General features: G+C 69.1%; 19 protein-coding genes and 3 pseudogenes. 5 read left to right on the forward strand and 17 right to left on the reverse strand.

Translation table 11 applies throughout. The features are described from left to right. The first annotated feature begins 42 nt into the window (after window positions 1-42). Entirely contained in the window at window positions 43-885 is an 843-nt protein-coding gene (locus tag AQJ84_RS04535; protein ID WP_053193366.1) for a transposase family protein, read from the forward strand. Between the two features lie 374 nt (window positions 886-1259). Here AQJ84_RS04535 and AQJ84_RS40560 read toward each other — a convergent pair. From AQJ84_RS40560 to AQJ84_RS04560, 4 genes and pseudogenes are all read right to left on the reverse strand, one after another. Further along, window positions 1260-1924 (reverse strand): annotated as a pseudogene (locus AQJ84_RS40560) (amino acid permease); the annotation flags it as partial. 120 nt (window positions 1925-2044) lie between these two features. After that, the gene (locus AQJ84_RS04550; RefSeq protein ID WP_053193371.1) at window positions 2045-2959 is read right to left on the reverse strand and encodes a replication-relaxation family protein; all 915 of its coding nucleotides are present in this window, start codon (window positions 2957-2959) and stop codon (window positions 2045-2047) included. 296 nt (window positions 2960-3255) lie between these two features. Further along, a complete protein-coding gene (locus AQJ84_RS04555) occupies window positions 3256-3972 on the reverse strand; it encodes a hypothetical protein (RefSeq protein ID WP_030044225.1) in 717 nt (238 codons plus the stop codon). Window positions 3973-4097: 125 nt separating this feature from the next. Then, on the reverse strand, window positions 4098-4436 hold the full coding sequence (locus AQJ84_RS04560; RefSeq protein WP_225889062.1) for a hypothetical protein: 339 nt from the start codon (window positions 4434-4436) through the stop codon (window positions 4098-4100). A 443-nt stretch (window positions 4437-4879) separates the two neighbouring features. Between AQJ84_RS04560 and AQJ84_RS04570 the strand changes: the two genes are divergently transcribed. Beyond that, entirely contained in the window at window positions 4880-5146 is a 267-nt protein-coding gene (locus tag AQJ84_RS04570) for a hypothetical protein (RefSeq protein ID WP_051870211.1), read from the forward strand. Here AQJ84_RS04570 and AQJ84_RS04575 read toward each other — a convergent pair. The 3 genes from AQJ84_RS04575 to AQJ84_RS04580 all read right to left on the reverse strand — a co-directional run bounded on the left by AQJ84_RS04575 (window position 5143) and on the right by AQJ84_RS04580 (window position 8082). After that, complete coding sequence (locus tag AQJ84_RS04575) at window positions 5143-5508, reverse strand: hypothetical protein (protein ID WP_051870212.1); 366 nt, start codon at window positions 5506-5508, stop codon at window positions 5143-5145. The two genes, AQJ84_RS04570 and AQJ84_RS04575, sit on opposite strands and share 4 nt — an antisense overlap. 581 nt (window positions 5509-6089) lie before the next feature. After that, window positions 6090-6512, reverse strand: coding sequence for a hypothetical protein (locus tag AQJ84_RS42910; protein ID WP_159042784.1), 423 nt, complete (start codon window positions 6510-6512; stop codon window positions 6090-6092). Beyond that, entirely contained in the window at window positions 6502-8082 is a 1581-nt protein-coding gene (locus tag AQJ84_RS04580) for a hypothetical protein (protein WP_128092375.1), read from the reverse strand. The genes AQJ84_RS42910 and AQJ84_RS04580 overlap by 11 nt, the downstream gene beginning before the upstream one ends. Before the next feature lie 171 nt (window positions 8083-8253). Here AQJ84_RS04580 and AQJ84_RS04585 point away from each other — a divergent pair, with 171 nt between their 5' ends. Further along, window positions 8254-8475 carry a hypothetical protein gene (locus tag AQJ84_RS04585; RefSeq protein ID WP_030044229.1) on the forward strand — a complete coding sequence of 74 codons (222 nt, stop codon included), beginning with the start codon at window positions 8254-8256 and terminating at the stop codon, window positions 8473-8475. A gap of 293 nt (window positions 8476-8768) precedes the next feature. Here AQJ84_RS04585 and AQJ84_RS43920 read toward each other — a convergent pair. Then, window positions 8769-8974: pseudogene (locus AQJ84_RS43920) on the reverse strand (cation transporter); the annotation flags it as partial. Window positions 8975-9220: 246 nt separating this feature from the next. Here AQJ84_RS43920 and AQJ84_RS04590 point away from each other — a divergent pair. Further along, window positions 9221-9691, forward strand: coding sequence for a hypothetical protein (locus AQJ84_RS04590; protein WP_030044230.1), 471 nt, complete (start codon window positions 9221-9223; stop codon window positions 9689-9691). A gap of 26 nt (window positions 9692-9717) precedes the next feature. Here the strand turns inward: AQJ84_RS04590 and AQJ84_RS04595 are convergent, their stop codons facing one another. The 3 genes and pseudogenes from AQJ84_RS04595 to AQJ84_RS04605 form a co-directional block, all read right to left on the reverse strand. After that, entirely contained in the window at window positions 9718-14106 is a 4389-nt protein-coding gene (locus tag AQJ84_RS04595) for a hypothetical protein (RefSeq protein ID WP_030044231.1), read from the reverse strand. Next, a complete protein-coding gene (locus AQJ84_RS04600) occupies window positions 14103-15239 on the reverse strand; it encodes a P-loop NTPase family protein (protein WP_051870214.1) in 1137 nt (378 codons plus the stop codon). Before AQJ84_RS04600 ends, AQJ84_RS04595 begins: the two co-directional genes overlap by 4 nt. Window positions 15240-15458: 219 nt before the next feature. Beyond that, window positions 15459-15720: pseudogene (locus AQJ84_RS04605) on the reverse strand (ArsR/SmtB family transcription factor); the annotation flags it as partial. Between the two features lie 25 nt (window positions 15721-15745). On the opposite strand from AQJ84_RS04605, the gene AQJ84_RS45065 reads away from it, so the two are divergent. Continuing rightward, window positions 15746-15886, forward strand: coding sequence for a DUF2218 domain-containing protein (locus AQJ84_RS45065; protein WP_374935444.1), 141 nt, complete (start codon window positions 15746-15748; stop codon window positions 15884-15886). 232 nt (window positions 15887-16118) lie between these two features. Here the strand turns inward: AQJ84_RS45065 and AQJ84_RS04610 are convergent, their stop codons facing one another. The 6 genes from AQJ84_RS04610 to AQJ84_RS04635 form a co-directional block, all read right to left on the reverse strand. After that, window positions 16119-16310, reverse strand: coding sequence for a hypothetical protein (locus AQJ84_RS04610; RefSeq protein ID WP_030044233.1), 192 nt, complete (start codon window positions 16308-16310; stop codon window positions 16119-16121). A gap of 283 nt (window positions 16311-16593) precedes the next feature. Continuing rightward, window positions 16594-17130, reverse strand: coding sequence for an NUDIX hydrolase family protein (locus AQJ84_RS04615; RefSeq protein ID WP_107082864.1), 537 nt, complete (start codon window positions 17128-17130; stop codon window positions 16594-16596). A 33-nt stretch (window positions 17131-17163) separates the two neighbouring features. After that, window positions 17164-18330, reverse strand: a complete 1167-nt coding sequence (locus AQJ84_RS04620; RefSeq protein ID WP_053193377.1) for an amidohydrolase family protein — start codon at window positions 18328-18330, stop codon at window positions 17164-17166. 1 nt (window position 18331) lies between these two features. Continuing rightward, window positions 18332-19735, reverse strand: a complete 1404-nt coding sequence (locus AQJ84_RS04625; protein ID WP_053193380.1) for a type I glutamate--ammonia ligase — start codon at window positions 19733-19735, stop codon at window positions 18332-18334. Window positions 19736-19775: 40 nt separating this feature from the next. Further along, entirely contained in the window at window positions 19776-20588 is an 813-nt protein-coding gene (locus AQJ84_RS04630; protein ID WP_030044240.1) for an SAM-dependent methyltransferase, read from the reverse strand. 97 nt (window positions 20589-20685) lie between these two features. After that, a complete protein-coding gene (locus tag AQJ84_RS04635) occupies window positions 20686-21540 on the reverse strand; it encodes a hypothetical protein (protein WP_030044241.1) in 855 nt (284 codons plus the stop codon). Window positions 21541-21574 lie beyond the last annotated feature (34 nt).

The raw sequence follows: 21574 nt of genomic DNA on the forward strand, positions 1-21574 counted from the left end.
TCCGTGTGAACCGGCGGGCCCCCGGCGGCAGTTGAGTTTGGTGTGAAGAAAAACAACGAAACCGTCGAGGGCCCTGACGGCCTTGTCTACACCGCCCGCCTGCCGCTGTCGAGCGCCACCTTGAACTATCTCGCCGATCTGATCCGCGGCCACTGCAAGAAGATCCGCTCGCCGTGGCGGGCGCTGCCCGCCGGGAAGATCGCCGGGATCGTGCTGGCGGTGCTGCGCTGTGACCAGCGGCCCGGCGACCTGGCCGGCGGCAACGGCATCCACCGCACCACCGTGAGCCGGTGGGTGCGCGAGGTCGTCGGCCTGCTGGCCGCCCGCGCCCCGCGCCTGGACCGCGCGCTCAAGAAGATCGCCCGAACGGGCGGCGGCATCGTACTGCTGGACGGCTCGCTGATACGCACCCGACGCCGCACCGGAGACGCGAACCGGAAGAACTACTCCGGTAAGAGCAAATGCCACGGACTACTCGTGATCGCACTCACCGACGATCGTGGCCGGCTGCTCTGGGTCTCCCCGGCCCGGCCCGGACGCACCTCGGAGATCACCGCCTGTCGGCACGACCACCTCACCGCCCATCTGCGCGCGACCGGCCTCGGCGCCATCGCCGACCTGGGCTTCATCGGCCTCGACGACAACGACGACCCGGACGCCGACCCGGCCGTGATCACCGGCTACAAGGCCGCCCGTAACCGGCCCCTGACCCCCGGCCAGAAACTGTCGAACACCGTGCTGGCCGCAGTCCGCGCCCCGGTCGAGCACGGCTTCGCCCACCTGAAGAACTGGCGCGTCCTCACCAAGCTCCGCGCCGACCCGAAGTCGGCGACCGTCCTGGTCAGGGCCCTGCTGGTGCTGACCAACCGCGAAATCGCCCGTTGACCGATGATCTTCGCGACAGGCATCCGCCCACGATCAGCCCGAAAATCCCGAAGACGACTCACACCAGACCCGTGACCTGCGACTTCACGATGCACACTGCTCATTGCGCGCGGGCGAGTTGGCCGATGGCCTGGGGAGACCCGCTCGGTGCGCACCCTCACCGTCACCAGTCTCGGGCTGGACTTCCCGCACTTGGCGCAGGCCGCGAAGATCCACCGGCATCGCACCGACCTCAAGACCGGCACGATCACCCGTGAGACCGTCTACGCCATCACCGACCTGACGGCGCGTGCGGCATCAACGCGCTGCGTTCGCTGCCGTGGAAGGAGGTGACCGCTCGCCGCTACGACCGCGAGGCGGGGCACGGGCGAGCTCGCGAAGAGCGACGTGGCCAGCAGGATCGGGAGCGCGTCGCCTGCCCATGCACCGAGTTCGTCGGCCACGGGGCCGGCGACGAAGGCTGCTCCGTCCCCGGCTTCCAGAGCCGCGCCGGCGTGGGCCGCGCTGGCCGACGGCCCGTGCGCCGAGATCAGCATCCAGGTGGTGAAGGCGAAGAACGAGGTGATGAGGATGACCGCGAGGTACGTGGCCCGGGGGACCGTCTTGTACGGTTCGCGTGCCTCCTCCCCGTAGATCGCCATCGCCTCGAAACCGAACATCGACGCCACCGCGAACATCAGCGCCACTCCGGGCGCTCTGTCGAGCGTCGCCGACAGCGAGAGGAAGAGCCGGGGACCAGTCCGCCGGATCCGCCGCCCTTGAGAAACAGCACCACGCTGAAGGCCAGGAGCAGGCTGATCTCGGCCAGGACGAACACGGCGAGAACCTTGGCGCCCACATCGACTCCGGCCGCGCCGAGCGCCCGCACGACAGCCATCGTGACGAGCGCGATCAGCCACCAGGGCACGTCCAGGTTCAAGTACTGAATCGCCAGGCCGTTCATGACGGCTCCGAACAGCCCGTACACCGCGGCCTGGATGGTGTGATAGGCGAGCAGCGCGACGCCCGCACTGCCGGCGCCGGCCGTATAGCCGTCGCCGGCCGCGTGCCGCATTCTGGACGTTGGGCTCCAGCGCAGGTCAGCACGGTCTGCGGTTTCAGGCATATCTGGCAGGTAGTTGAGCGTGGTCAGTGGTCGAGTAAATGCCGGACGACGTCATTACAGATTGGTCCACGGGCGGGGCTCGCCCCCTGTCAACGGCACCCACACCGACCCGGACGGACCGTGCTCCTCGATGTCCTCCAGGACGCCGGCTCCCAGTTGAACCTCGCGGGCGAGGGCTGCGACGAGCGGGTGCTGAGCGACCATCGCCTGCAGGTCGCTGATTCGGTCACCCAGCCTGGCCCGGGAGGCGCCGGTAAGTACGAAGAGGACGCGAGGGAAGACCGGGTACCAGCGGAGCCACGTCGGACCGGTGGAGGTCGGCCGGCGTCGCCCGACGGGCTGGACTTCGTACAGGAACAGTCTGGCGTACTCGATCAGTTTCACGGCCAGGCGCTCACTGCTCATGGTGCTGCGATCGACTTCCACGAACGCACGCAGCTTCCGCCGGTGCTCGCCGTCGACGACGGTGTAGTGCATGACGGCGTCGGCAACGAGCCTCTCGCCCTCACCGATGAGGTGAGCCACCTCAGGAGTCCAGTCCCACGGGCCGTGCTCGTGCCCGAGCCGGCGGGCGTCCGCCGCAAACGGCAGGTGGGCGCGGACGACGGTCAGCGTGTGCGGCGTCTTCAGCGACGCTGCGGTTGTCGAGGTGATGGGGTACGGCGGACGCCCCCGAAGGATGGGGATATCGCGGGTCAGACGCGACCCCTCCGGGGTGAGGTACCAGGCGTGCGTACGCGACCGGTCCGAGTCCGGCAGCGGGGTGAGGTCGACGAAGCCCGTGGAACGCAGTCTGTTCAGCACGCGGGAGACCAGTTGGCGGGAGCTGTCCGGCCGCAGCATCTGGCGCAACTGGCCGGTCGTGGCCATGCGGTGCAGGGCGAGCGCGGTCAAGACCTGCAGGCGCAGCGGTTCAGCGGGGCTGGGGGCCAACTCGGCAGCTGGAACACTTGATGTGGAATGGGTCATGGGGAGGAGGCAACCCTCAGCCCCCGACCCAACCCCCGACCAAGGTCACGGCTCAAGAACATTGCCGTGGTCGGGCCCGTGGTCGGCGGAGCGTCGCAGGTTTTCACCGATTTTCGACAGCACGGCGGTTCAGAAGCGGGACGATGGCCGGTCTGCAGCAGCGGATGCTGCTGCGGGGCGTGGTGGCGAGCCACGCCATGCCGGCCATCGTGCGACACCCGGCCCGCAAGGGACCAACTCCCAAAGCCGGGGGCCGCGTCATGGGGCGGTGTGCGGAGGCCGCTCACCGCCGGGTACTACTTCTTGGACCGCTGGGCGGCCTGCTCGAGGATGCGCCGGCGCGTCCACCGACGGCGCCCGTTCTGTCGCCCGGCATTCTCGGCAACCCCGTCCGTGGTCTTCAGTAGCGGAAGGTTGCCCTGGGACAGGCTGCTGGAGAAGGAGCCGACGCTCTTGTACCCCAGCAGCGCGGCCGCCTGGCTCGCCCCCAGGAGCTCGTCGGGATCGCCGTCGACGGGCACGTCGGGCAGGGGGGGTGCCTCCTTGGCTCCGGCTCGTCTGCCGCGGCCGGGCCGGGTGGCCATCCACTCCTGCAGGGTCTGCACCTTCCAGAGCTGCCGGCGGTAGGGGTTCTCGGCCGTGCCCTTTTCTTCGACGACGTCCGGTTCGGGGAAGTATCCGGGGTGGTCGCGCACGAAGGTGGTGACCTGGTTGGAGTTCTTGTAGCCGAGGTACCTCGAGGCCTCCGCGGCGTTCAGCAGCGTCTCCGGGGCGAGGGAGGGCGGTGCGTGTTCAGCGAGCCGTGCCGTCGCCCGGTGGGCGAACCACTCGGTGACCTCCTCGTGGTCCCACAGGCGGGCGCGGCCACGCTTGTCGACAGGCTCGGGGAATGTCTCGCCGGCCGCGTTCTCAGCACGCTCGGTGTAGAGGCCGGTGATCCGTGCGGGTGTCAGGCCCTGTTCAGCCGCGATCTCGGCAGCGTCGGCCAGGCGAGGCTCACGGCGCGAGGTCATGGCAGAACCGTCCGTCCTGTAGCTGTGAGCCGGCCAGCCCGACTCGCAAAGCAAATAATGGCAGGAGTTTCGGTTGGAGGTCCAGCCCGCGGCTCAAGGTTTTCTCTGACGGCCGCGCTCACGGCTTACTCCTCGGGGATCAAGCAGACACCGCGGCGCGCGGCGGCCTCGGCCATCTCCGCGTACGCCATGGCGGCCGCCGTCATCTCCCACTCGACCAGGGCCAGCAGCAGGATCACCTCGTCGCGGTCCTGCGAGGGATCACAGGGCATGCCGGCGGTATCCGCGGCGAACATCAGATCCGCGGTGGCCAGCCCGCCGAGACGTGCTGCCACATCCCGGTGCAGGTCCTGAAGACCCTGCTGGTACAGCTCGTTCGCCTCGCTCAGGAGCAGCACCAGGTCCTCGCCGTGGCTGGCCGGTGCGGCCGCAGCGAGGTCGAGGATGCGCTGGGTCGTAGTCATCGTCATTGAGTATCCCTCCCGGATGGGGGTGAGCGCCGGTGTGGTGGTCAGCTGCAGCCATCGCACCCGGCGGCGCTGTGCAGGAGCTCGCCCGGCCCGGTCCGGGCCTTGGAGTCCCATGTGGGCGGCTTGCGTAAGGCGGCGTGGACGTCGCGCTCCATCCGCTCGAAGTCCTCGGTCTCCTCAACCTCGACGGGGCGTCGCGCCGACGGGACAGCGCGATGACCTCGGCCATGGTGATGTTCGGGTTGAACGGCACCTGGCGGACGCGTTCGACCAGCGCGCACAGCTCGGCGAGCCGCGGGCGGCGCCCGGCGGTCAGCAGTAGATCGCGGTGGTTGGCCAGGGTGCAGGCCGAGCACGAACAGCGACTGGAACCACGCCGGTCCTTGGCGCCGGGGTACGAGTCGTAGCACCAGTGGTAGGGCAGCCCGGCACTGATCGTGCGCTCCCAGACCTCCTCGGTGGTGACCTGGTGGGCGGGCAGCCACTCGTCGACGACCCGGGCCGAGTTGTCGGTCGTACGGCGCCACATCTCCCGGTTGCGGCGTTCCGTGCTTTCCTCAGCCCGCATCCCGAGCACGTTGGCGAACATCAGCGGGCCGTCCGTCTCCTTCCTGAGCGCGCGGACCTGCGGGGTGAACGCCTGGTACACCATCTTCGTCTTCCACGGGCCGGTGCAGGTGCGGGCCCGGCCGAGCCAGGGCTAGTCGCCTCGCTCCGCGATGAAAGTCAGCAGGTCGAATGGCACCCGTTCACCGTCGACTTCACGGCTGCGCCGGACCTCGATGTGCCGCTCGGGCGGCACGCCGAGGGCCTGGCTGTGCTGTGCGGCGAGTTCGCTGGCACTCGGCCAGTGAACCCCGTCCACGGTGACGGAGGGCCACTCCATCGGGCCCAGACTCGCGTGGGCGGTCCAGACGCGGTCGGCGACACCGGCCTGGCGGGCAGCGTCCATCGCGATCAGGCCGGCCACAAGTCCGTCCTTCCCGCCGGACAGGTTGATGACAATGCGGTGCCGGGTCGCGGCGAACTCGACCGGGTCGACGTACGGGGGGCTGGGGTTCGACATGGATCGGTTCCCTTCAGAGGGGGGTGATGGGCAGTCCCTGAGGGGACGGCCGGGGCGGCAGCGCGTACCGCGCAGCTGCGAGCGGTCAGACCCCGACTCGTTCGAGGTCGGCCTGCTTGGGATAAGGCTGTCGAGCAGGGAGGCCGAGCTTGATCTGCTCCCGCTCACGCCGGCTTCGGCCGAGCCGCCATACGTAGCGGTGCGCGCCGCGGTGCCGTACGTTGCGGGCACGGACCGCGACTAGGGCATCCCGGAGCCAGACCGTCGGACTGCAGCCAGCCCGCGGCACGGGCGCTCCGAGCGCGACGAGCTGGGCTTCGGCGTACTGGTGGCCCTGCTCCTGGCGGCGGATCTTCTGCGCCGCACGTTCGGAAGCGCGCGGGTTCCCGAAATCCTGCAGCCGAAGGACGTCGAACCCGGACGCCAGTTCCCTGTATCCGGGGGCGGTCGTGCGAGTTCAGCCTTCGTGCCTGGGGCCAGAGGGGTACCCGTGCTCATCCGGCCCCTCCGGTGTTACTAGTTGTCGAAGTCAGCACCGCCATGCGTGCACAGCCGAGCCTGGGACCGAGTGTCGCCACGCTTCATGAGAGGCAGATGTCCGTCCACCTCCATGGCGCGGACACGCTGCCGTCAGCCTCCAGTCCGTAGCGATCGATCTGCCCCCACTTGGAGTCTGGCTGGATGGGCGGGAGCTGGTAAGGCTTGGACCAAAGCCTGAGGCGCCCCTGTGCGCGATTAGTGGTGCGATAGTCGATAAGTTCTTTCAGAGCGGATGGATAGCCCGCTTTTGCTTCGGCGAGGGCATACTGCTCGGCATCGTTGAATCTTCCCTCGCGTTCCAACTTTGCGACCACCGCGGGCTTTACATAACGCGTTTCCAAAAAATCTTCATCAGTAATAGTGTCATCCGAAAACCTGCGCTTCAGATCGCTGTGCGCGTTGTGCTTCAGATCGTATTCCGTGTAGGTTTTCCGGGCTCGGCGGTCCAAGTCATCATCCGTCACTCCTGCTTTCGAAAGTCGTACCCGCAGCCTGAAGAATGAAGCCCAGTCCAGCATCTCCTGACTTCAAGAAGAGCTGCGCCGAATGACGCAGTAGCCATCGCTTCTCTGCAGCTTCAGCGAAGACGAATAGTAGCTCTGGGTTGTCGACGTTGCGGGCGATGGCCTCCCAGAAGGCTTCGGGCGGCACGACTGTCCTGCGGACACTACGAGCGTGCTGTTCAAGAGGGTCGGCGAGGCGGTAGTGAGGTGTGCCGAGCGGCGGGATTCCCGGGCTCGGGTGAATGGGTGTGAGGGGTCCACGAGCGCCGAGGCAGTCTGCTTCAACGTATTGGATCACTTCGTGCAACCAGTCTGCCTCACGACTCAGCCGATGCCATTGCGAAGAACTGAGGTAGCCGAGCGCTACGGGCTTTAGGAGATCCAAGGGTATAGCCCTCGGATGTCCGAGACGACGCAGATCCATAGCGGCCCAGATCAATGACTTTGCGCCGTCTGGAGCCGTGCGGTATCGCTCCATCAAGACCGGCACGCCGGCAAGGTATTGGGTTATCTCGCCGTCCTCGGCCTCGGCCTGAGCCTGGGCAAGCCGTGGGTCGTCAGCCGCCTTCTCCGCGAGCTTGGCTAGGTCTGCCATGCTGGTAAAGGAAGGCGGAACTTCGATCCCATGACCTGTCAGCAATTGGCGAGCACGCTGCCGTTGGCGATCACCGTCATGGCCAATTATGAGCGTCTTCCAGGTATCCGGCCATATCGTTTCCAGTACCAAAACAGGGGCGCGACTAGAGTCGTGCAGAAGTTCGATCAGGCTACGCGCGAAGTTCTCGCCTTCGTCTGGCGAGGGGGTGTACAAGAAGCTGTCGTGGGTGTCGTCGAGCCATATCACTGTGCGGTTGCCGACCTGGTTCAGTTGGGCTGCCGCCGTTGAAGGGGTAGTTGGTCGCCAGAGACGCCATCCAGTCGGCAAGGCCTGCACGGCCTCCCAGCAAGCGCGGGATTTCCCGGACGAGGACATGCCGATCAGCACCGCGATGCTGCTCTGGCCGTTGACGGCGTCCTGGACCATCTTGCCGAGAACCGAGTCATGGCCACGCTCTACGTATGAGGGCAGTGGATCTAGATCATCGGAACCCGGGATGCTGATGGGCCGGTGCACTTCCAGCGCGAAAGGGTCGGTGATCTCTTGAACTGGGCGCCCCAAGTCTGTGCTGGTCGCGAATTGAGTCTCGTCTGCTTGGCCCCCGTGCTGGTTCTTGCGGAGCCGTTCTTTGTGTGCGTCTGCTCGGAGTTGCCCGAAGTCGACGCCGTGCTGTGCGTAGCGGGTGCCGTGGCGCTGCCGCGCGCGCTGCTCCAGGTCCGCCACGAGGGCTGTGAACTGTCTGGCGCTTCGGTCGCTGGGCACTGACTTGTGTTTGAACCAGTCGTTGAGCGTGGCGTCGGCGATGGATACGCCCTTCTTCGAGGCCGCGTCGATCAGGTCCTTGTCGAGAGGGTCGCCAGCAGCCTCGTGAAGTCCGTCCAGCTGCTTCCAGAACAGGTCCTGGAAGTGCGTGCGTCGAGATTGATCGCTCACGATGCTCCGATTGGCCATTCCGGTTGGAGCTCCGGTCCGGAGTCGCCAGGAATGCGCCGTGTGGCTCTGTGACCAGCGTAAATACTCTTGGCGTAACGCGCATGATCGCCGGAATAGCTCTCCCGCGGTTTGGTCTCTGCGTAGACCCACTGCGTCCCCACGGAGGCCTTGATGCCACTCTTCCCCGTCCCGGTTCACTCGCTCGGCGCTGTCCAGCGGGTTCTGCTCGTCGCCCTGCTCGTACCGGTGGTCCTCATCGCTGTGGCTGCCGCCGTCCCCGCGATGATCTTCTTACCGTTCTTCAGCGGCGGAACCGAGCGCGTCACCCAGCTGCTGGGATCTTTCACTACCTACGCGCGCACTCTCCTCACCACCAGCAGGCCAGGCCCCTGACCTCGTCGTAGGCGGTGGCCGAACGTCGGGACGGCGCTAAGCCGGGACATGTTTCGGGCTGAGCACCGACATGTCGGTAGAGGCTCTGATCCGCAGGTGGAGCTGTGTCCGGCAGGCCAGGATCGTGCCCGAGCTGGACGGTGCCGGAGCGGAAGTCGGCGCGCAGATGAGTGTCCGCGGTGAACGCGATGCGCAGCCCGCGCCGCCCGGTAGCCGCGTGGAGGGGATCGCGTGCTCCAGGCCCGGCCCGACGGCCGAGCCCAGCAGCCCCCCGACGGCCAGGGCCCCGACGTATAGACGACCGCGGCCGCGGAGGACACCTCGATCACGGAGTCGAGGCCAAAACCGATCAGCGCGGTGGAGGAGACGATCGTGCCGACGGTGATGGCGACGACGGCCTCGATGACGTTGTAGGTGTTGGTGGCGCGACCAGCAGCCGTATGCGCTTGGCAAGCGCGTCACGGCGGGCCGGGGACGGGCCGAGGGATATCGCGGTCATCAGCAGCAGCCCTTCGTGGCGGCGTCCGGGCAGGACTGGTCGGACTCCACGGCGACCACGGCGGCGATCGACAACGATCGGCGCTCCCCGGGGTCGGCCTGTCGCAGGCGAGGCGGCTGGCCTGCCCATGCCCGAGGTGTCAGCCAAGGCAGAGGATGGGTAGGTGCGTTGTACGGGAAGGGAGCCCTGCCGATGCTGCTCAGCCAGGCGCCTTTGATCACCGATTGGCTGAGTGCTGTCGGGCAAGTGGCAGGCGCCATCGGAACGTTCGCGGCGGTGGCTGTGGCGCTGCGGCTCGCTGTCAAGGACAACAGAAGACTGGCGTCGGAGCTCCGCGACCGGGAGGCGTCGACGGCCCGTCTGGTCTCCGCCACGATACGGCGTGGCTTGGGCCTGACCTTCCTTGAGATCCGCAACGACAGCAACGAGGCGATCCACGATCTGGACGTGCGGGTGACGGGCGCCGGAGCCCTTCGAGTGACCGGTCAGAACGTCGAGGAACGCAACGGACGTTTCGTCCCAGCTGGCCCGGGATCGGCGACGGAGAGCGTACGGGCTCTCAGGCCCGGTGAGGTGCGACGGCTCGTCGTCGAGGCCGCCGACGAGGCCCAGACCGTCGACCTGCCGGCCTCGGCCGCGGTCTGCTTCACAGACTCAGCGGGCCTGCGCTGGCTGCGGACCGCGCACGAACCGCCACGGCGCTGGCTCGGTGACTGAGGGAGCTGTCCGGCGGGACCCAGGCGTCACGGCCACCGCCACTGGTCGCAAACCTGTCGGATGATCCGCGCCAGCGCCAGCTGCTCGGAGCTATCGAGGAAACCGGTGAGCGCCGCCATCTCACCCGACAGGGCACGCAAGAACTGTGTGCGTGGCTGCGTGGAGAGTTCGGACAGGCGCAGGGACACAGCGGTAAGCAGAGCAACTGCCTCCCCGCCGTCCTCGCCGTCCGCGTGCAGGCAGTCGGACAGTCTCATACCGGCCCGGCCGAACATGAGCAGCGCCTGATACCGGGCCTTCGGCGTCGACAGCCGGGCTGGCAAGTCAGACAGCCGCTTGCGATCCCGCGCCTCCTTTCCGATCCGCACAGCGAGGGTCATCAGTTTCAGCAGCGCCTCGTCGTCACCAGCGGCACCAGCTTTCCCGGCCTGGTCGAGGATGATGTCGAACGTGCGGTCCGCGCCCAGATGTCCCGTCATCAGCAAGGCCGCTGCTCCCACCGAGGAGGGCGTGTCGAACGACGCGACGTTCTCTTCGGCCGGCGCGATGGTGTCCGTTCCCGCGTCGCGCAGCGCGTCCTGGGCACGCCAGAGCACCCACAGCCGGGCAAACCGGGACTCCAGCGACTGGACCTCAGCGTGGACGAGCCGGGCGGTTGTCTCGTCGGCCACTGGCAGTAGCACGGCGAGCCCTTCGGCCCGTTCGGGCTCGGGAAAGTCGCGGAGCAGCAGCACTGCCCGCATGACGTCGTCCTGCGGCAGATATGGCGCCAACTGCGCCAGGAAGCGGACACGTGACGTCATGAAATGGACGGACGAACGGAACCGTTCGCCCCTGAGCTGGCTGCCGATCAGCTGTGCCACTACCGACCTGCTGTTCTCCTCGTACCGGGGGTGCGGGCGCAGAAAGCCGCCCCAGTCCTGGTAGATCTCCTCCAGGAACTCGGCCTCGACAGCTGCCGCGGACCGACTCTCGGCCTCGGGGAGCGCGGCCACCACATCGAGGAACACTCCCCGTTCCGCGCCGGGCAGATGCTCGACGACCTGGGTGAGCGCGGCCAAGTCGTCCTCGCCAAGACGGGGCGCGTGATCGACGAGTTGCCGGACCGAAGCGGTCAGTACGTCGGTGTGGAACTTCTCGGGCAGGACCTCCGAGAGCCGCGACAAGGCGTGGATCCGACTGAGGACCGGAGAAGCCAGCAGCATCTCCCTCAGGACGTCGTTGCGCAGGCGCCGCGCGAAGGGGCTTAGGATCCAGTCGGCCATCCGCCGCCTCGCCTCTGCCTGGGGCAGGCCGTCCGAGCTCTCCTGCCCGAGCCGTGACAGGTGGTCCTCGCCGGTCAGCCGACGGTACTCGGCCAAGTCGTGTGGGTCGAGGGATCGTTGGCGAGCCTCATCGAGGAAGGGTTCGCTCAGGTCCGGGAACCGCGGCGCGACGAACTCCGCGAGCTCCGCCTGCCGCTCCACGGTGTGACGATCCGCATGGGGGAGCAGGTCGATCAGCAGATCGATACGCGCCGGGTCCTCGGTGACGTAACCGTATGCATCTGCCAGCGCCGCCCCGGTGAGGAGCGGCACGTTCACCTCGTCCCTCTCCTGCAGGTGGTTCAGGACGGCCGCTCCGAGCCACGCGCACGGACCGGAGGCGGAGAAACCCATGGCCACCTCTGCCGCGACCGCGCGGCGCGCGCCGTCCAGCCGGTCCACCACCGCGGCGATGATCTCCGCGGATTGCACCTGCCGGTGCATCAGGAAAACCGCGGGCTCTTCCATGGAGACGACCTGCTCGACTTCGCGTGGCGGTGCGGAGTCATCCAGCTGCAGGTAGCCCCGATAACACTCGACGGTGTGGTCGAAGAGCAGACGGGCCAGTGCGGCGTCGGCCGTCTTCGCCAGTGTGCGGAAGAGGGGCTCGCGCGCAAGATAGGGCAGGCCCTTCGCGTAGTCGAAGGCACGGCGCGCGTCGGACGGTGACAACGCCGGGGCCAGTGCGTGCACCACGGTCGCACGCAGGAACTCGGTGGTCCAGTCGCGTCCCCATGCCTCGCTGGAGCCGCCTGTGAAGCGTTCCGGGAGCTCCATGGCGGAATCCAGGGCCTGACCTGCCATGGCCGCGTCGAGGGACTCCGCGCAGGTAACCAGGGCGACAGCGCGCCAACTGTAGGTGCCGAACGCATTCACGGCCGGCAGCTTCAGGATCTCCTCGAACAGCGCCGCGGGAACCGTCTGGTCACGGCCGGCGTGCCGACACAGCCCGCACAGGGCGTCCGTCCGGTTGTTGACGCTCAACCGCCTCACCGCTGCCAGCACTTCGGGGCTCGCTATCACGGCTGCGGCGTTGTGGTCGTTCCCGCCCGGGGAGTTCAGAAGCGCGTCGGCGTAAGCCCAGCCGTCCTCGATGCCGTCCGCCGCAGCGACAGCCATCTTCTCGATGACTGCCCTTTCAGTCGCGTCGGCCGGACAGCCGGCGGCGATCTCGCGCAGCGCCCACACCTGTTCGCGCGAGTCGCCCGGTCGCCAGCTCAGGGCAAGGATTCGTTCGATCGTCTCCCTGGGGAGACGGGTTGCCAGGATGTTTAAGCCCCGGTTGCGTACCGGTGTGCTGCGCACGGACAACAAAGCGTCCGCCAAGCGGACGGCACCCCTCGTGTCGAGGTGGTCGACGACCGTTTCCAGGGCGGCCAAGAGCGGGACGTCCCGGACCTCTGCCTCGTGCGACTGGAACAGACCGCTGGCGTGGTTGCGTTCCGGCTCCGTCGGCAGGCCGAGTACGAAGTCCACGACGGGTGTCAGGTCTGCCGCCGTGATCAGTTCGGTGTCCACACTGGTCCAGGCGCTCCGCATGCCGCCCGCTCGATGCGCCGAGTCGAGCGCGTGGCGCAGCAACCCGCCCATCGTGCGTCCGGCCAATTCAGGGTCCAGCTGCTCATTCCGCACGGCGTTGTCGAGACTGAGCAACTGCACGTCCAGGAGCCCGTCGTCGAACACGGCGGGAATGAACTCGTCAACAGTTTCTGCACGCTTGCCGCTCAGCGCCACGGACATCGCGGCGACGAACGGGGCCGCGGAGCGCATGACCGCGTCCATCGCGAGGGACCCCGATTCGGCGGGCGTTTCCTCGTTCTGCTGCGGCGTCGGCACAATTGGGGGGAGCGGAGGTGCCGCGGGGAGGCCGGAGCCGCCCGTCGCCTTCAGGGCACCGAGGGCTCGCTGCACCCATCCGCTTTGTACCTCCTCCAGCGTGAGGTAGCCGATATGGTCTCTTTCGTCTTCCCACTGGGGACCCTCCTTCGACAAACTGCTGCGCAACAGAACCTGCCACTGCCACCACAGGCGGTCCTGGTCCCGGCGCCAGAGCGGGGACGTGTAGCACGCCGCCTGCACGTACGCCGGCGGCTCCCAGGGGACGCCCGCCTCGTGCAAGCCCGCGGCACAGCTCGCCGAGAACGCCGACCATTCCTCGGCCGACGTCGCACTCCCCACACACGACGCGAACGCGGCCGGCAGGTCGTCGGGGGACGGGTACGCGGGCAGGAACTCCGCAGCCGTGGCCAAGGCCGCCAACACCCGGGGCCTGCGTCTGTAGTCGCCGTACGTCACTTCCGTGAGATCGGCTGTCGCGACGTCCTGAAGGGTGGTGGCGGTGTCGAGCGGGTCCGCATACTCCGCCTGGGCGTTCCGGCTGATGCGGTCCGCTTCTTCGAGGAGCGTGTCGACGGCTTTCTTCACCAGGGCCGGTCGTCGTGCCTCGGGGACTTCCGCCATCATCTTGACGACGGCGACCGCACTGAGGACGCCCGGCCCGGAGCCGCGTCCACGCAGGGCGAAGCGTCCGAGCGGCTCCATGCGGCACAGCGCGAGCCGGTCCGCCACGGCACCTCGATCGGGTGGGCCGAGGAGGGGGATGCCGCACAGCAATTCGGCCGTCGGCATCTGGTCGGGGCGGACGAAGGCGAGGGCGGTGAGTGCCCGCTGTACCGAGGTGCGGCCTTCGGTATCCATGCTCGACCGCAGCAGGGAGACGTAGGCTGAAGCCTGCCGGTTGCGGTCGGCATACCGCTCGATCGCCGAAGTGATGTCTTCTCCCTGCCATGCCCCGGAGCGGACAGCGCCGTGCAGGACGCCCTCGGGGATGTCGGTCGACGAGGTGAGGGCCGACCGGATCATGCAGAGGCGCACCAGCCGCAGTACGGATTCACCGGCCGGCGCACTTCCCCGAGCGATGTCCCGGTCGAGGCTGTCGAAGGCGAGGGTGAGGTCCGACGCGTACCCCGCCCAACCCTGTTTCGGGTCGCGGAGGTGCAGCAGCAGCCATCGGTCGGACTCGAACACCTGGTAGACGCGCCGCGATTGCCCCGCACCGTGGAGGAGGGCGACCATCCTGCTCAGGGCCAGGGTCTCCAGCTCATGAGTCATGTGTCCTCGGTGTCCCCCATCATGTGCTGCCACAGCAGTTCAGCGATGGCCGCACGGACGTTGGTGAGGTCCATGCCGGCGTTGGCGACCACGTCGTGACGGTGCAGAAAGTCACGGAAACTGGCGTGGTAGAGGCTGTACTTGGCCGGTGAGGTCGATACGTCCCGGTGCAGGAACGGCAGCCACTGGGTCAGACACTGCTGCACGGACGCCGGTGACACCCGTGTCGTGACGGGAGCCAGGATCGAGGAGATGATCCACGCCGGCAGCGGAGCCTCCGCCTCGCACAAGACATACAGAATCCACGCGTTCACCGTTGGTGCCTCGGCAGCGGTCATGCCCATCGACTGCCAGTGCATCCGGTAGTAGTTCTCAAGACCCTGAGGCAACTCCCGCAGAAATCGGTCCAGATCGAGGCCGGGCGACCGCGCAATATCTATGAGCGTGTAATAGAGATACATGAAGTTGCCCTCGCTCATCTCACTGAGCCGGGCTACCACCTCGCCTGCGCTGAGGTGAGATTCCTCCACGCGGCGGGCAAGAGCGCCCTGGGACAACCGGTTCTCCAGGTGACACCGCACGTCGGCCATGGTCTCGGCGTGGAAGTCCTTTAAATCGATCTTCTGGAACGGGCCGTCGACGTGCAGCGCAGTCTCGTTGCGGCGCGTTGTCAGCACGAGATAGGTGCCCTTGTCCAGAATCCCCGGAAGGTACAACGGGTTCGCCGCGCCGGGGGGCGCCTCCGCCTCGTCGAGAGCGTCCACCGCGACCACCAGCGGAATTCCGTCCGGCAGTATCGCCCTGACCTCGCTGAGCATCCGAGGTACCGCCTCACCGCCGTCTGCACCGCCGGCCCCATGGGTGCCGTAGCGTGCCACGAACTGCTCGGACAGACTCTTCACGAAGTGCCCAGCCGTGTTGAGCCCCTGGGCACGCAGATTGAAGTGTCCGACACAGTGGGTCCGGCGTATGTACTCGGCGAGAATGGCGGTCTTACCGGCTCCGGGATCGCCTTCGAGGACCAGGAACCCGCGGTCGTGGTCCTCGAGGAACTTATCCACGGCGGTGAAGACGTAGTCGCGGCCGACGAAGCCGGTCGTCTTGGTCCTGATGATGTCCGCGGCAGCGACCATCCCGCCCCCGTTCGCTGAGTGAGCGCCGCCCCCCAGCTTGGGTGGTGAAAACGCGCCGACGCAAGAGGTGGACGTGTTCACGTTGGGGCCGGGGTGGGGTGTTGGCCGGGGCCTGCGCGGTGGCAGCCCCCGCAGCTGCTCGACTTGCCTTACTTGCCTTCACCTATCGTACGACGCTGACCTGCTAACTAGCTTGACAACCCTAAATAATCATCGGTGGTCCAGGGCGTGGCTGAGGCGTTCGTCGGCGAGCTCGTAGCGGGTGCGGCGCTCGTCCGGCGCGGTGACGACGAGACCACAGTCGCGCAGGCAGGCCAGGTGGTTCGACAGCCGGGTCCGGGACACGCCGAGCGCGTCGGCGAGGTCGGCCGGGTACGCCGGCGCCTTACACAGGGCGAGCAGGATGCGGCAGCGGATCGTCGGCGGCGAGCGCGCGGCCAAAGCGGGCCAGCACGTCGATGTCGGAGGCAACGATCAGCATCCGGCGACAGTACATCCGAATCTGAATTCAAGGCCTCGACCGTCTGGAGGACGTTGTCGGCCGGCACCTGGTCCGCTTCGGCGCCAAGGACGAGCTGGTCGTCGAATGGCGGCGCGACACCGGCGAGCCCGGCACGACGCAGCGCAAGGCCGAGGATCCCGAGTGAGCCGCGTCAGCCTGCGCCCGGCGAGGGACGGCACCGGCGAGGTGCGGCCGTCGGCTGCCCGCTGACGATCTCCTCGACGACCAGCCGCCCGACGGTGGGCGCCAGGGCGAGGGTAGGCGCCAGGGTAACGGTGGGCGCCAGGGCGACGGCCGAGTGTGGACGCCCAGGTACCCCGACCGGTCCGGCGTGACCTGGCCGGGCAGCGGCCCGCGCGCGGGCACCGGCCGCCCGCTCACGCGGTAGTCCGGTACCCGGCTGCCCGCTCACGCGGTAGACCGGCACCCGGCAGTCGGGCCCGGCAGTCGCCGGCGCCCCGGAACGCGGTCCGCAGCCGGCGCCGCGCGTTCTCCGCGAGCCGGTCGGCGGACGCCGGGGACGGCGCCGCGGTCATCAGCAGCTGCCCGGCGCCTACCACCTCGCGCACCTCGACGTCCGGCGTGGCGACGATGCCCCCGACCGGGGCGGCCCGGCACCTCGGACGCGAGCGCCGGTGGTCCGTCAGGACGGAGCCGCGCAGCTCCCGCGCACCGCCGCCCGGCCGGTCGGTCCCCGCCGCGGCCCCGATCCATCCGAAGGAGCCAACGGTCCCGCACGACGCGGGGAGACGCCCCGGTCGAGCAGGGTGACGCCGGCACCGCGACGGGCCTGGTGGGCGGCGATCAAGGAACCCACGATCCCCGCGCCCACGCCCACGACTGGCGAGGGCGTCAGACCGCGTAGCCCACGTGTGCCAGCGCCTGCTTGAGCAGCACTCCGTGCCCGCCCGGCATCTCGCTCTGCACCGCGAGTGACAGGGCGTCCTGGGGACTGAACCAGACCAGGTCGAGGGCGTCCTGGCGGGGTCGGCAGTCACCGGTCACCGGGACCACGTAGGCGAGGGACACCGCGTGCTGACGGGGGTCGTGGTACGGCGTGACGCCCTGCGTGGGGAAGTACTCCGCGACCGTGAAGGGCTGCAGGGAGGACGGGATCCGGGGCAACGCCATCGGGCCGAGGTCCTTCTCCAGGTGGCGCAGCAGGGCGTCACGGACCCGCTCGTGGTGCAGGACGCGGCCGGAGACCAGGGTCCGGCTGACCGTTCCGTCGGACCCGATGCGCAGCAGCAGGCCGACGCTGGTGACCTCGCCGCTGTCGTCGACGCGTACGGGCACGGCCTCGACGTACAGGATCGGCATGCGGGCGCGCGCCTGCTCGAGGTCGTCGGAAGTCAGCCAGCCGGGCGTGGTTTCGGTCATGTCAGACATTGCTTGATCATACTTTCCGGGAAACGCGAACGCTCAGTCGCGGTCTGGGCTGGGGAGAGGAGGATCGGTGTCGGTCGGGGGAAGTCCGTAGAGGCGGCGGGCGTTGTCGCCGCCCGTCCACGCCGCGATCCGCAGCGCGTCCGGCAGGCTCAGCTCGTCGGCGTCCACCCGCTCCTGGAGCAGGCCGGCCAGGCCCTGCCGGAACGCCAGCGCGCCGAGATGGTAGAACTCCGCCACACCGTACGCGTCCGAGCTGTACAGGAGTTTGCGGAACGGCGTGATCTCCGTCGCCTCCGCCAGGACCGCCCCGGCCCGGCCGGGACCGACGTAGTGCAGGGTGAGCCCCACATCGAGGTGGACCTGTTCGAAGACCGCCGACAGGTAGGCGGCCTGGCGCAGGTAGGGCCAGCAGTGCAGCAGGAGCACCGGGACGGTGCCGGCGATTAGGTGCAGCCAGTCCGTCAGGTGGGTGGGGTCCACCCGGTGCAGGCGGATGTCCGCGTCGCCGAAGCCGGTGTGCAGCTGGAGGGGCAGGCCCAGATCCACGGCGGTCCACAGCAGCTGGCGGGCCAGGACCGGATCGGCCAGCCGGCCGCCGTCGGCCAGCCAGCGCCGGGCCGCCTCGGTGACGTCCGCGCCGGACGGTCTCGCCGGGTCCAGGTCGAAGCCGGTGCGATAGGCGGCGACCGACTTCACCGCCACCACGCCCGGCCTCCGGACGGCCTCCAGGGCGGCCGCGCGGAACGTTTCGGCGTACTCGTCCGGCTCGACCCCGCCCGCCGCCACCGACTCGGCGACGGCCTCCAGCCGAACCACCTCGTACGCCGTCCCGCCCGCCGCCTCCGCCAACTCCCGCGGCGCGGTGCCGCGGTCCGGCGCGAACCCGGTGTCGACGCAGAACACCCCGGTGCCCGAGGCCGCGAGGAAGCGGCGGTTGACCTCGCGCGCGCCGAGCTCCGCCCGCCGGGCCAGGTACTCCTCGGCGGGCGCGTGACGCGGCAGACCCAGCAGGGGAGCGCAGTGCCGGCGGACGGCCACCCCGACCGGACTGTCGAACGGTGAGACCCCGGGCCACACCGCACCCTCGGTGATCAGCGACTCGAAGCCCGCCCGGTCCAGGTCCCCGGTGGTGACCGAGTGACAGTGATGGTCCACCAGCCGCACGGCCGCGAGTGCCTCGTGGACGGGCCCCGGGCCCATGTCAGTACTTCCAGCGGTACGCCGCCGCCACGCCCTCGTCGTCCAGTCCGGCCACGGCCGCGATCTCCCCCAGACGTACGGCGATGACCGCGTCGGCGAGCACGGGGCCCAACGCGGCCCGCAGCAGCCCGTCCGCGCGGAACGCCTCGACCGCCTCGGACAGCGAGGTCGGCAGTCGCCGTACGCCCTGGGCCGCCGCCCTCCCGGCGTCCAGGAGGGCCGGATCCCCGCTGATCTCCTCGGGCAACGGCGCCGACGAGGTGATGCCGTCCACACCGGCCGCGATCAGACAGGCGAGCGCGAGATAGGGGTTGGCGGCCAGGTCGACCGGCTTCACCTCCAGGTTCGCGGCCTGCGCGCGCACGCCCGCCGTGCCGGTCACGACCCGCACCGCCGCCTCACGGGTCTCCCGGCCCCAGGCGGTGAACACCCCGGCCCACTGGGACGGCTTGAGACGCAGATGGCTCGCCGGGCTCGGCGCGGTCACCGCCGTGAGGGCGGGCAGACGGGCGAGTACGCCGGCCGCGAAGGACTCGGCCTCCGCCGTCATGCCGTACCGTCCCGCGCCCCCCGCGTGCAGGTTCACACCGTCGCGCCAGGCGGAGAGGTGGATGTGGCCGCCGTTGCCGACGCCCTGCGCGAAGACCGCCGGGGCGAAGGAGACGACGAGGCCGTGGCGCCCCGCCACCGCGCGGATCGTCTGCCGGACCAGCACACTGCGGTCGGCCGCCGCCACCGGGTCGAGAGCGCCCACCGAGACCTCGAACTGCCCGGCCGCGTACTCGGGATGGAGCTGCTCGACCTCGACCCCCTGCGCCGCCAGGGCCGCCAGCAGATCGGCGGTGTAGTCGCCGAGTTCGACCTGCCGGGTGGCGCTGTACGCCGGTCCTGTCGTCGCGGGCACGAAGTCCCCCTGCGCCGACGGGCCTTGACCGACCGACCACTCGATCTCGACGCCCGCCCTGAAGGTGAGGCCGTGCCGGTCGGCGGCCTCCCGGACGGTCCTGCGCAGGAGGGTGCGGCCGCATCCGGGATGCGGTGCGCCCTCCTGGGTGATCCGGTCGACCGGCGCCCACGCCCAGCCCGGCTGCCCGACCAGCGCGACCAGCCGGTCCAGGTCGGGATACAGACGCAGATCGCCGTCCGGCGAACCGAGCACGTCGGTGGCGACGATCGAGTCGTCGGCGAGGAAGGTGTCGAACACAGGCGACATGCCGACGCCCCAGGCCGCGGCCGACGCGAGCTTCGCGGTCGGGACGGTCTTGACCCGGGTCACGCCCGCGGTGTCGACGTACGACAGGACGATCCCGTGCACGCCCCGCCCGGCCAGCTCCTCGGCGAGCACGGCCGCGCGTTCGACGTCACCGGGACGTCCGCCGGGGACGGGGTCGGCAAGGGTGGTCATACGTCCTCCATGACGGCTCGGCCGGCGGGTCGGCGCCCCGTCAGGGTTTCACGGCCACCGCGCCGAACTGCGGTACCACGAGGGGAGAGTCCGGCTCGGCGCGCCACTGCGAGCAGGACACCAGCCCCGGCTCCAGCAGCTCGAGTCCCTCGAAGAAGGAGGCGATGTCCTCGCGGCCGCGCGCGCAGATCGGCGGCGTGGCGTTCTCGTTCCAGAACTTCATCGCGGGGATCTGTCCCTCGCCGCCGAGGTCGGCGTCGAAGGTGGGATGGGTCAGAGCGAGGTGGCTGCCCGAAGGCAACGCGGCCATGACGCGGTGGGCGATGTCCTGGGCCTGCCCGGTGTCGAGCACGAAGTTCAGGATGCCCAGCATCATGACCGCGACGGGTTGGTCGAAGTCGAGGGTCTGCGCGGCGCGTTCGAGGATGGCGTCCGGGTCGTGCACGTCGGCGTCGATGTAGTCGGTGACGCCGCCGGCGGTGCTGGTGAGCAGGGTCCGGGCGTGCACCAGCACGATGGGGTCGTTGTCGACGTAGACGATCCGGGACTCGGGGGCGATCCGCTGGGCGATCTCGTGGGTGTTGTCCACCGTCGGCAGACCGGTGCCGATGTCCAGGAACTGACGGACACCCCGCTCCTCGGCGAGGAACCGCACCGCCCGGCCGAGGAACCAGCGGTCCGCGCGGGCGATGTCCCGGATGATCGGGAACATCTTGGCCACGTGCTCGCCGACCTGCTGGTCGACCTCGTAGTTGTCCTTGCCGCCGATCCAGTAGTTCCACACGCGCGCGTTGTGCGCCACACCGGTGTTCAGCCTCGCCGACCTGCCTGCCGGGGTGTCGCTCTCGCTCACGTCACTGCTCCCTCTCGCCTGTGGGCCCGTCGCGGCCATTCTGCCGTCCGATGATCAGCTTGTCCCGGAAACGGCCCAGCGGAGCGGTGGGTGAGGGTCAGTCGACCTCGCCGGGGTCCGCGGAGGGCGTCCGGCCCGCCTGGACGTCCTTGAGCCGCTCGGTGCCGATCCGCACCGCCTGCTCGACCGAGTCGCTCTCGTCCCCGTCGAGGCCGCCGGCCGTGACGGTGATCGCGTCGGTGCCGACCCGCACGACGGCGACGTCCAGGGTGAGCGTGGCGGGCGTGTCACCGGCCGGACCTCGCACGGTGACGCGCAGTCCCTGTCGGGCGTCGCCCACGTTCGGCACGGAGGTCTTGATCACCTGGACCGTGCGCTCGTCGCCCGTGTCGTCGGTCGCCGTGAACTGGTCGCACTCGGTCGGCAGGGTCTGCATCCAGGCCAGGGACTCGTCCAGGGCCACCTTGTCGTAGGCGGCGACCTGCTGGAGCAGACGCGAGTCGCCCTGTGCGAAACCTCTGAGCGCACCCGCCCCGGACGGCTTGCCGAGCAGGTCGTCGCTGTAGAGCGTGTCGAGCAGCTTCTGGCAGTCGTCGGCGTCGGTCTTGGCGGTCAGGAACTCCGCGACGTCGACCGTGCCGACGAGCAGACTCTCGCGCCAGGAAGCGGCCTGTTTGTCGCCCACCTGCGTCCAGTCGTCCTCCAGGTCGGCCTCGGTGAGCAGCGCGGCCCGCGCCCCGGCCGCGGTCAGCGCGCCGGACGGCGAGGGGGTCGGCGTCTTCGCGGCAGGCGGCCGGGCGGCACGGGACTGCTCGGCCACCGGCGAGGCGGTGACGTCGGAGGCCGCCGCGCCGCTTCCGCCGTCGTCGGAGCAGGCCGCGGTGGTCAGCAACGCGCCCGCCGCCAGGGCCGACGTGACGAACCGGACGGGACGGGTCGGACGAGCGGTCATCGCGGATGCCTCCATGAAGACGTGGTGGATGCCC

The sequence above is a fragment of the Streptomyces resistomycificus genome (genome assembly GCF_001514265.1).
GTDB lineage: Bacteria > Actinomycetota > Actinomycetes > Streptomycetales > Streptomycetaceae > Streptomyces > Streptomyces resistomycificus.

What these genes read in the sequence shown, in the direction of transcription:
- AQJ84_RS04550 (WP_053193371.1), bottom strand. Translation starts at nt 2,959, where the DNA reads ATGACCCATTCCACATCAAGTGTTCCAGCTGCCGAGTTGGCCCCCAGC.
- AQJ84_RS04555 (WP_030044225.1), bottom strand. Translation starts at nt 3,972, where the DNA reads ATGACCTCGCGCCGTGAGCCTCGCCTGGCCGACGCTGCCGAGATCGCG.
- AQJ84_RS04560 (WP_225889062.1), bottom strand. Translation starts at nt 4,436, where the DNA reads ATGACTACGACCCAGCGCATCCTCGACCTCGCTGCGGCCGCACCGGCC.
- AQJ84_RS04575 (WP_051870212.1), bottom strand. Translation starts at nt 5,508, where the DNA reads ATGTCGAACCCCAGCCCCCCGTACGTCGACCCGGTCGAGTTCGCCGCG.
- AQJ84_RS04585 (WP_030044229.1), top strand. Translation starts at nt 8,254, where the DNA reads ATGCCACTCTTCCCCGTCCCGGTTCACTCGCTCGGCGCTGTCCAGCGG.
- AQJ84_RS04595 (WP_030044231.1), bottom strand. Translation starts at nt 14,106, where the DNA reads ATGACTCATGAGCTGGAGACCCTGGCCCTGAGCAGGATGGTCGCCCTC.
- AQJ84_RS04600 (WP_051870214.1), bottom strand. Translation starts at nt 15,239, where the DNA reads ATGGTCGCTGCCGCGGACATCATCAGGACCAAGACGACCGGCTTCGTC.
- AQJ84_RS04615 (WP_107082864.1), bottom strand. Translation starts at nt 17,130, where the DNA reads ATGTCTGACATGACCGAAACCACGCCCGGCTGGCTGACTTCCGACGAC.
- AQJ84_RS04620 (WP_053193377.1), bottom strand. Translation starts at nt 18,330, where the DNA reads ATGGGCCCGGGGCCCGTCCACGAGGCACTCGCGGCCGTGCGGCTGGTG.
- AQJ84_RS04625 (WP_053193380.1), bottom strand. Translation starts at nt 19,735, where the DNA reads ATGACCACCCTTGCCGACCCCGTCCCCGGCGGACGTCCCGGTGACGTC.
- AQJ84_RS04635 (WP_030044241.1), bottom strand. Translation starts at nt 21,540, where the DNA reads ATGACCGCTCGTCCGACCCGTCCCGTCCGGTTCGTCACGTCGGCCCTG.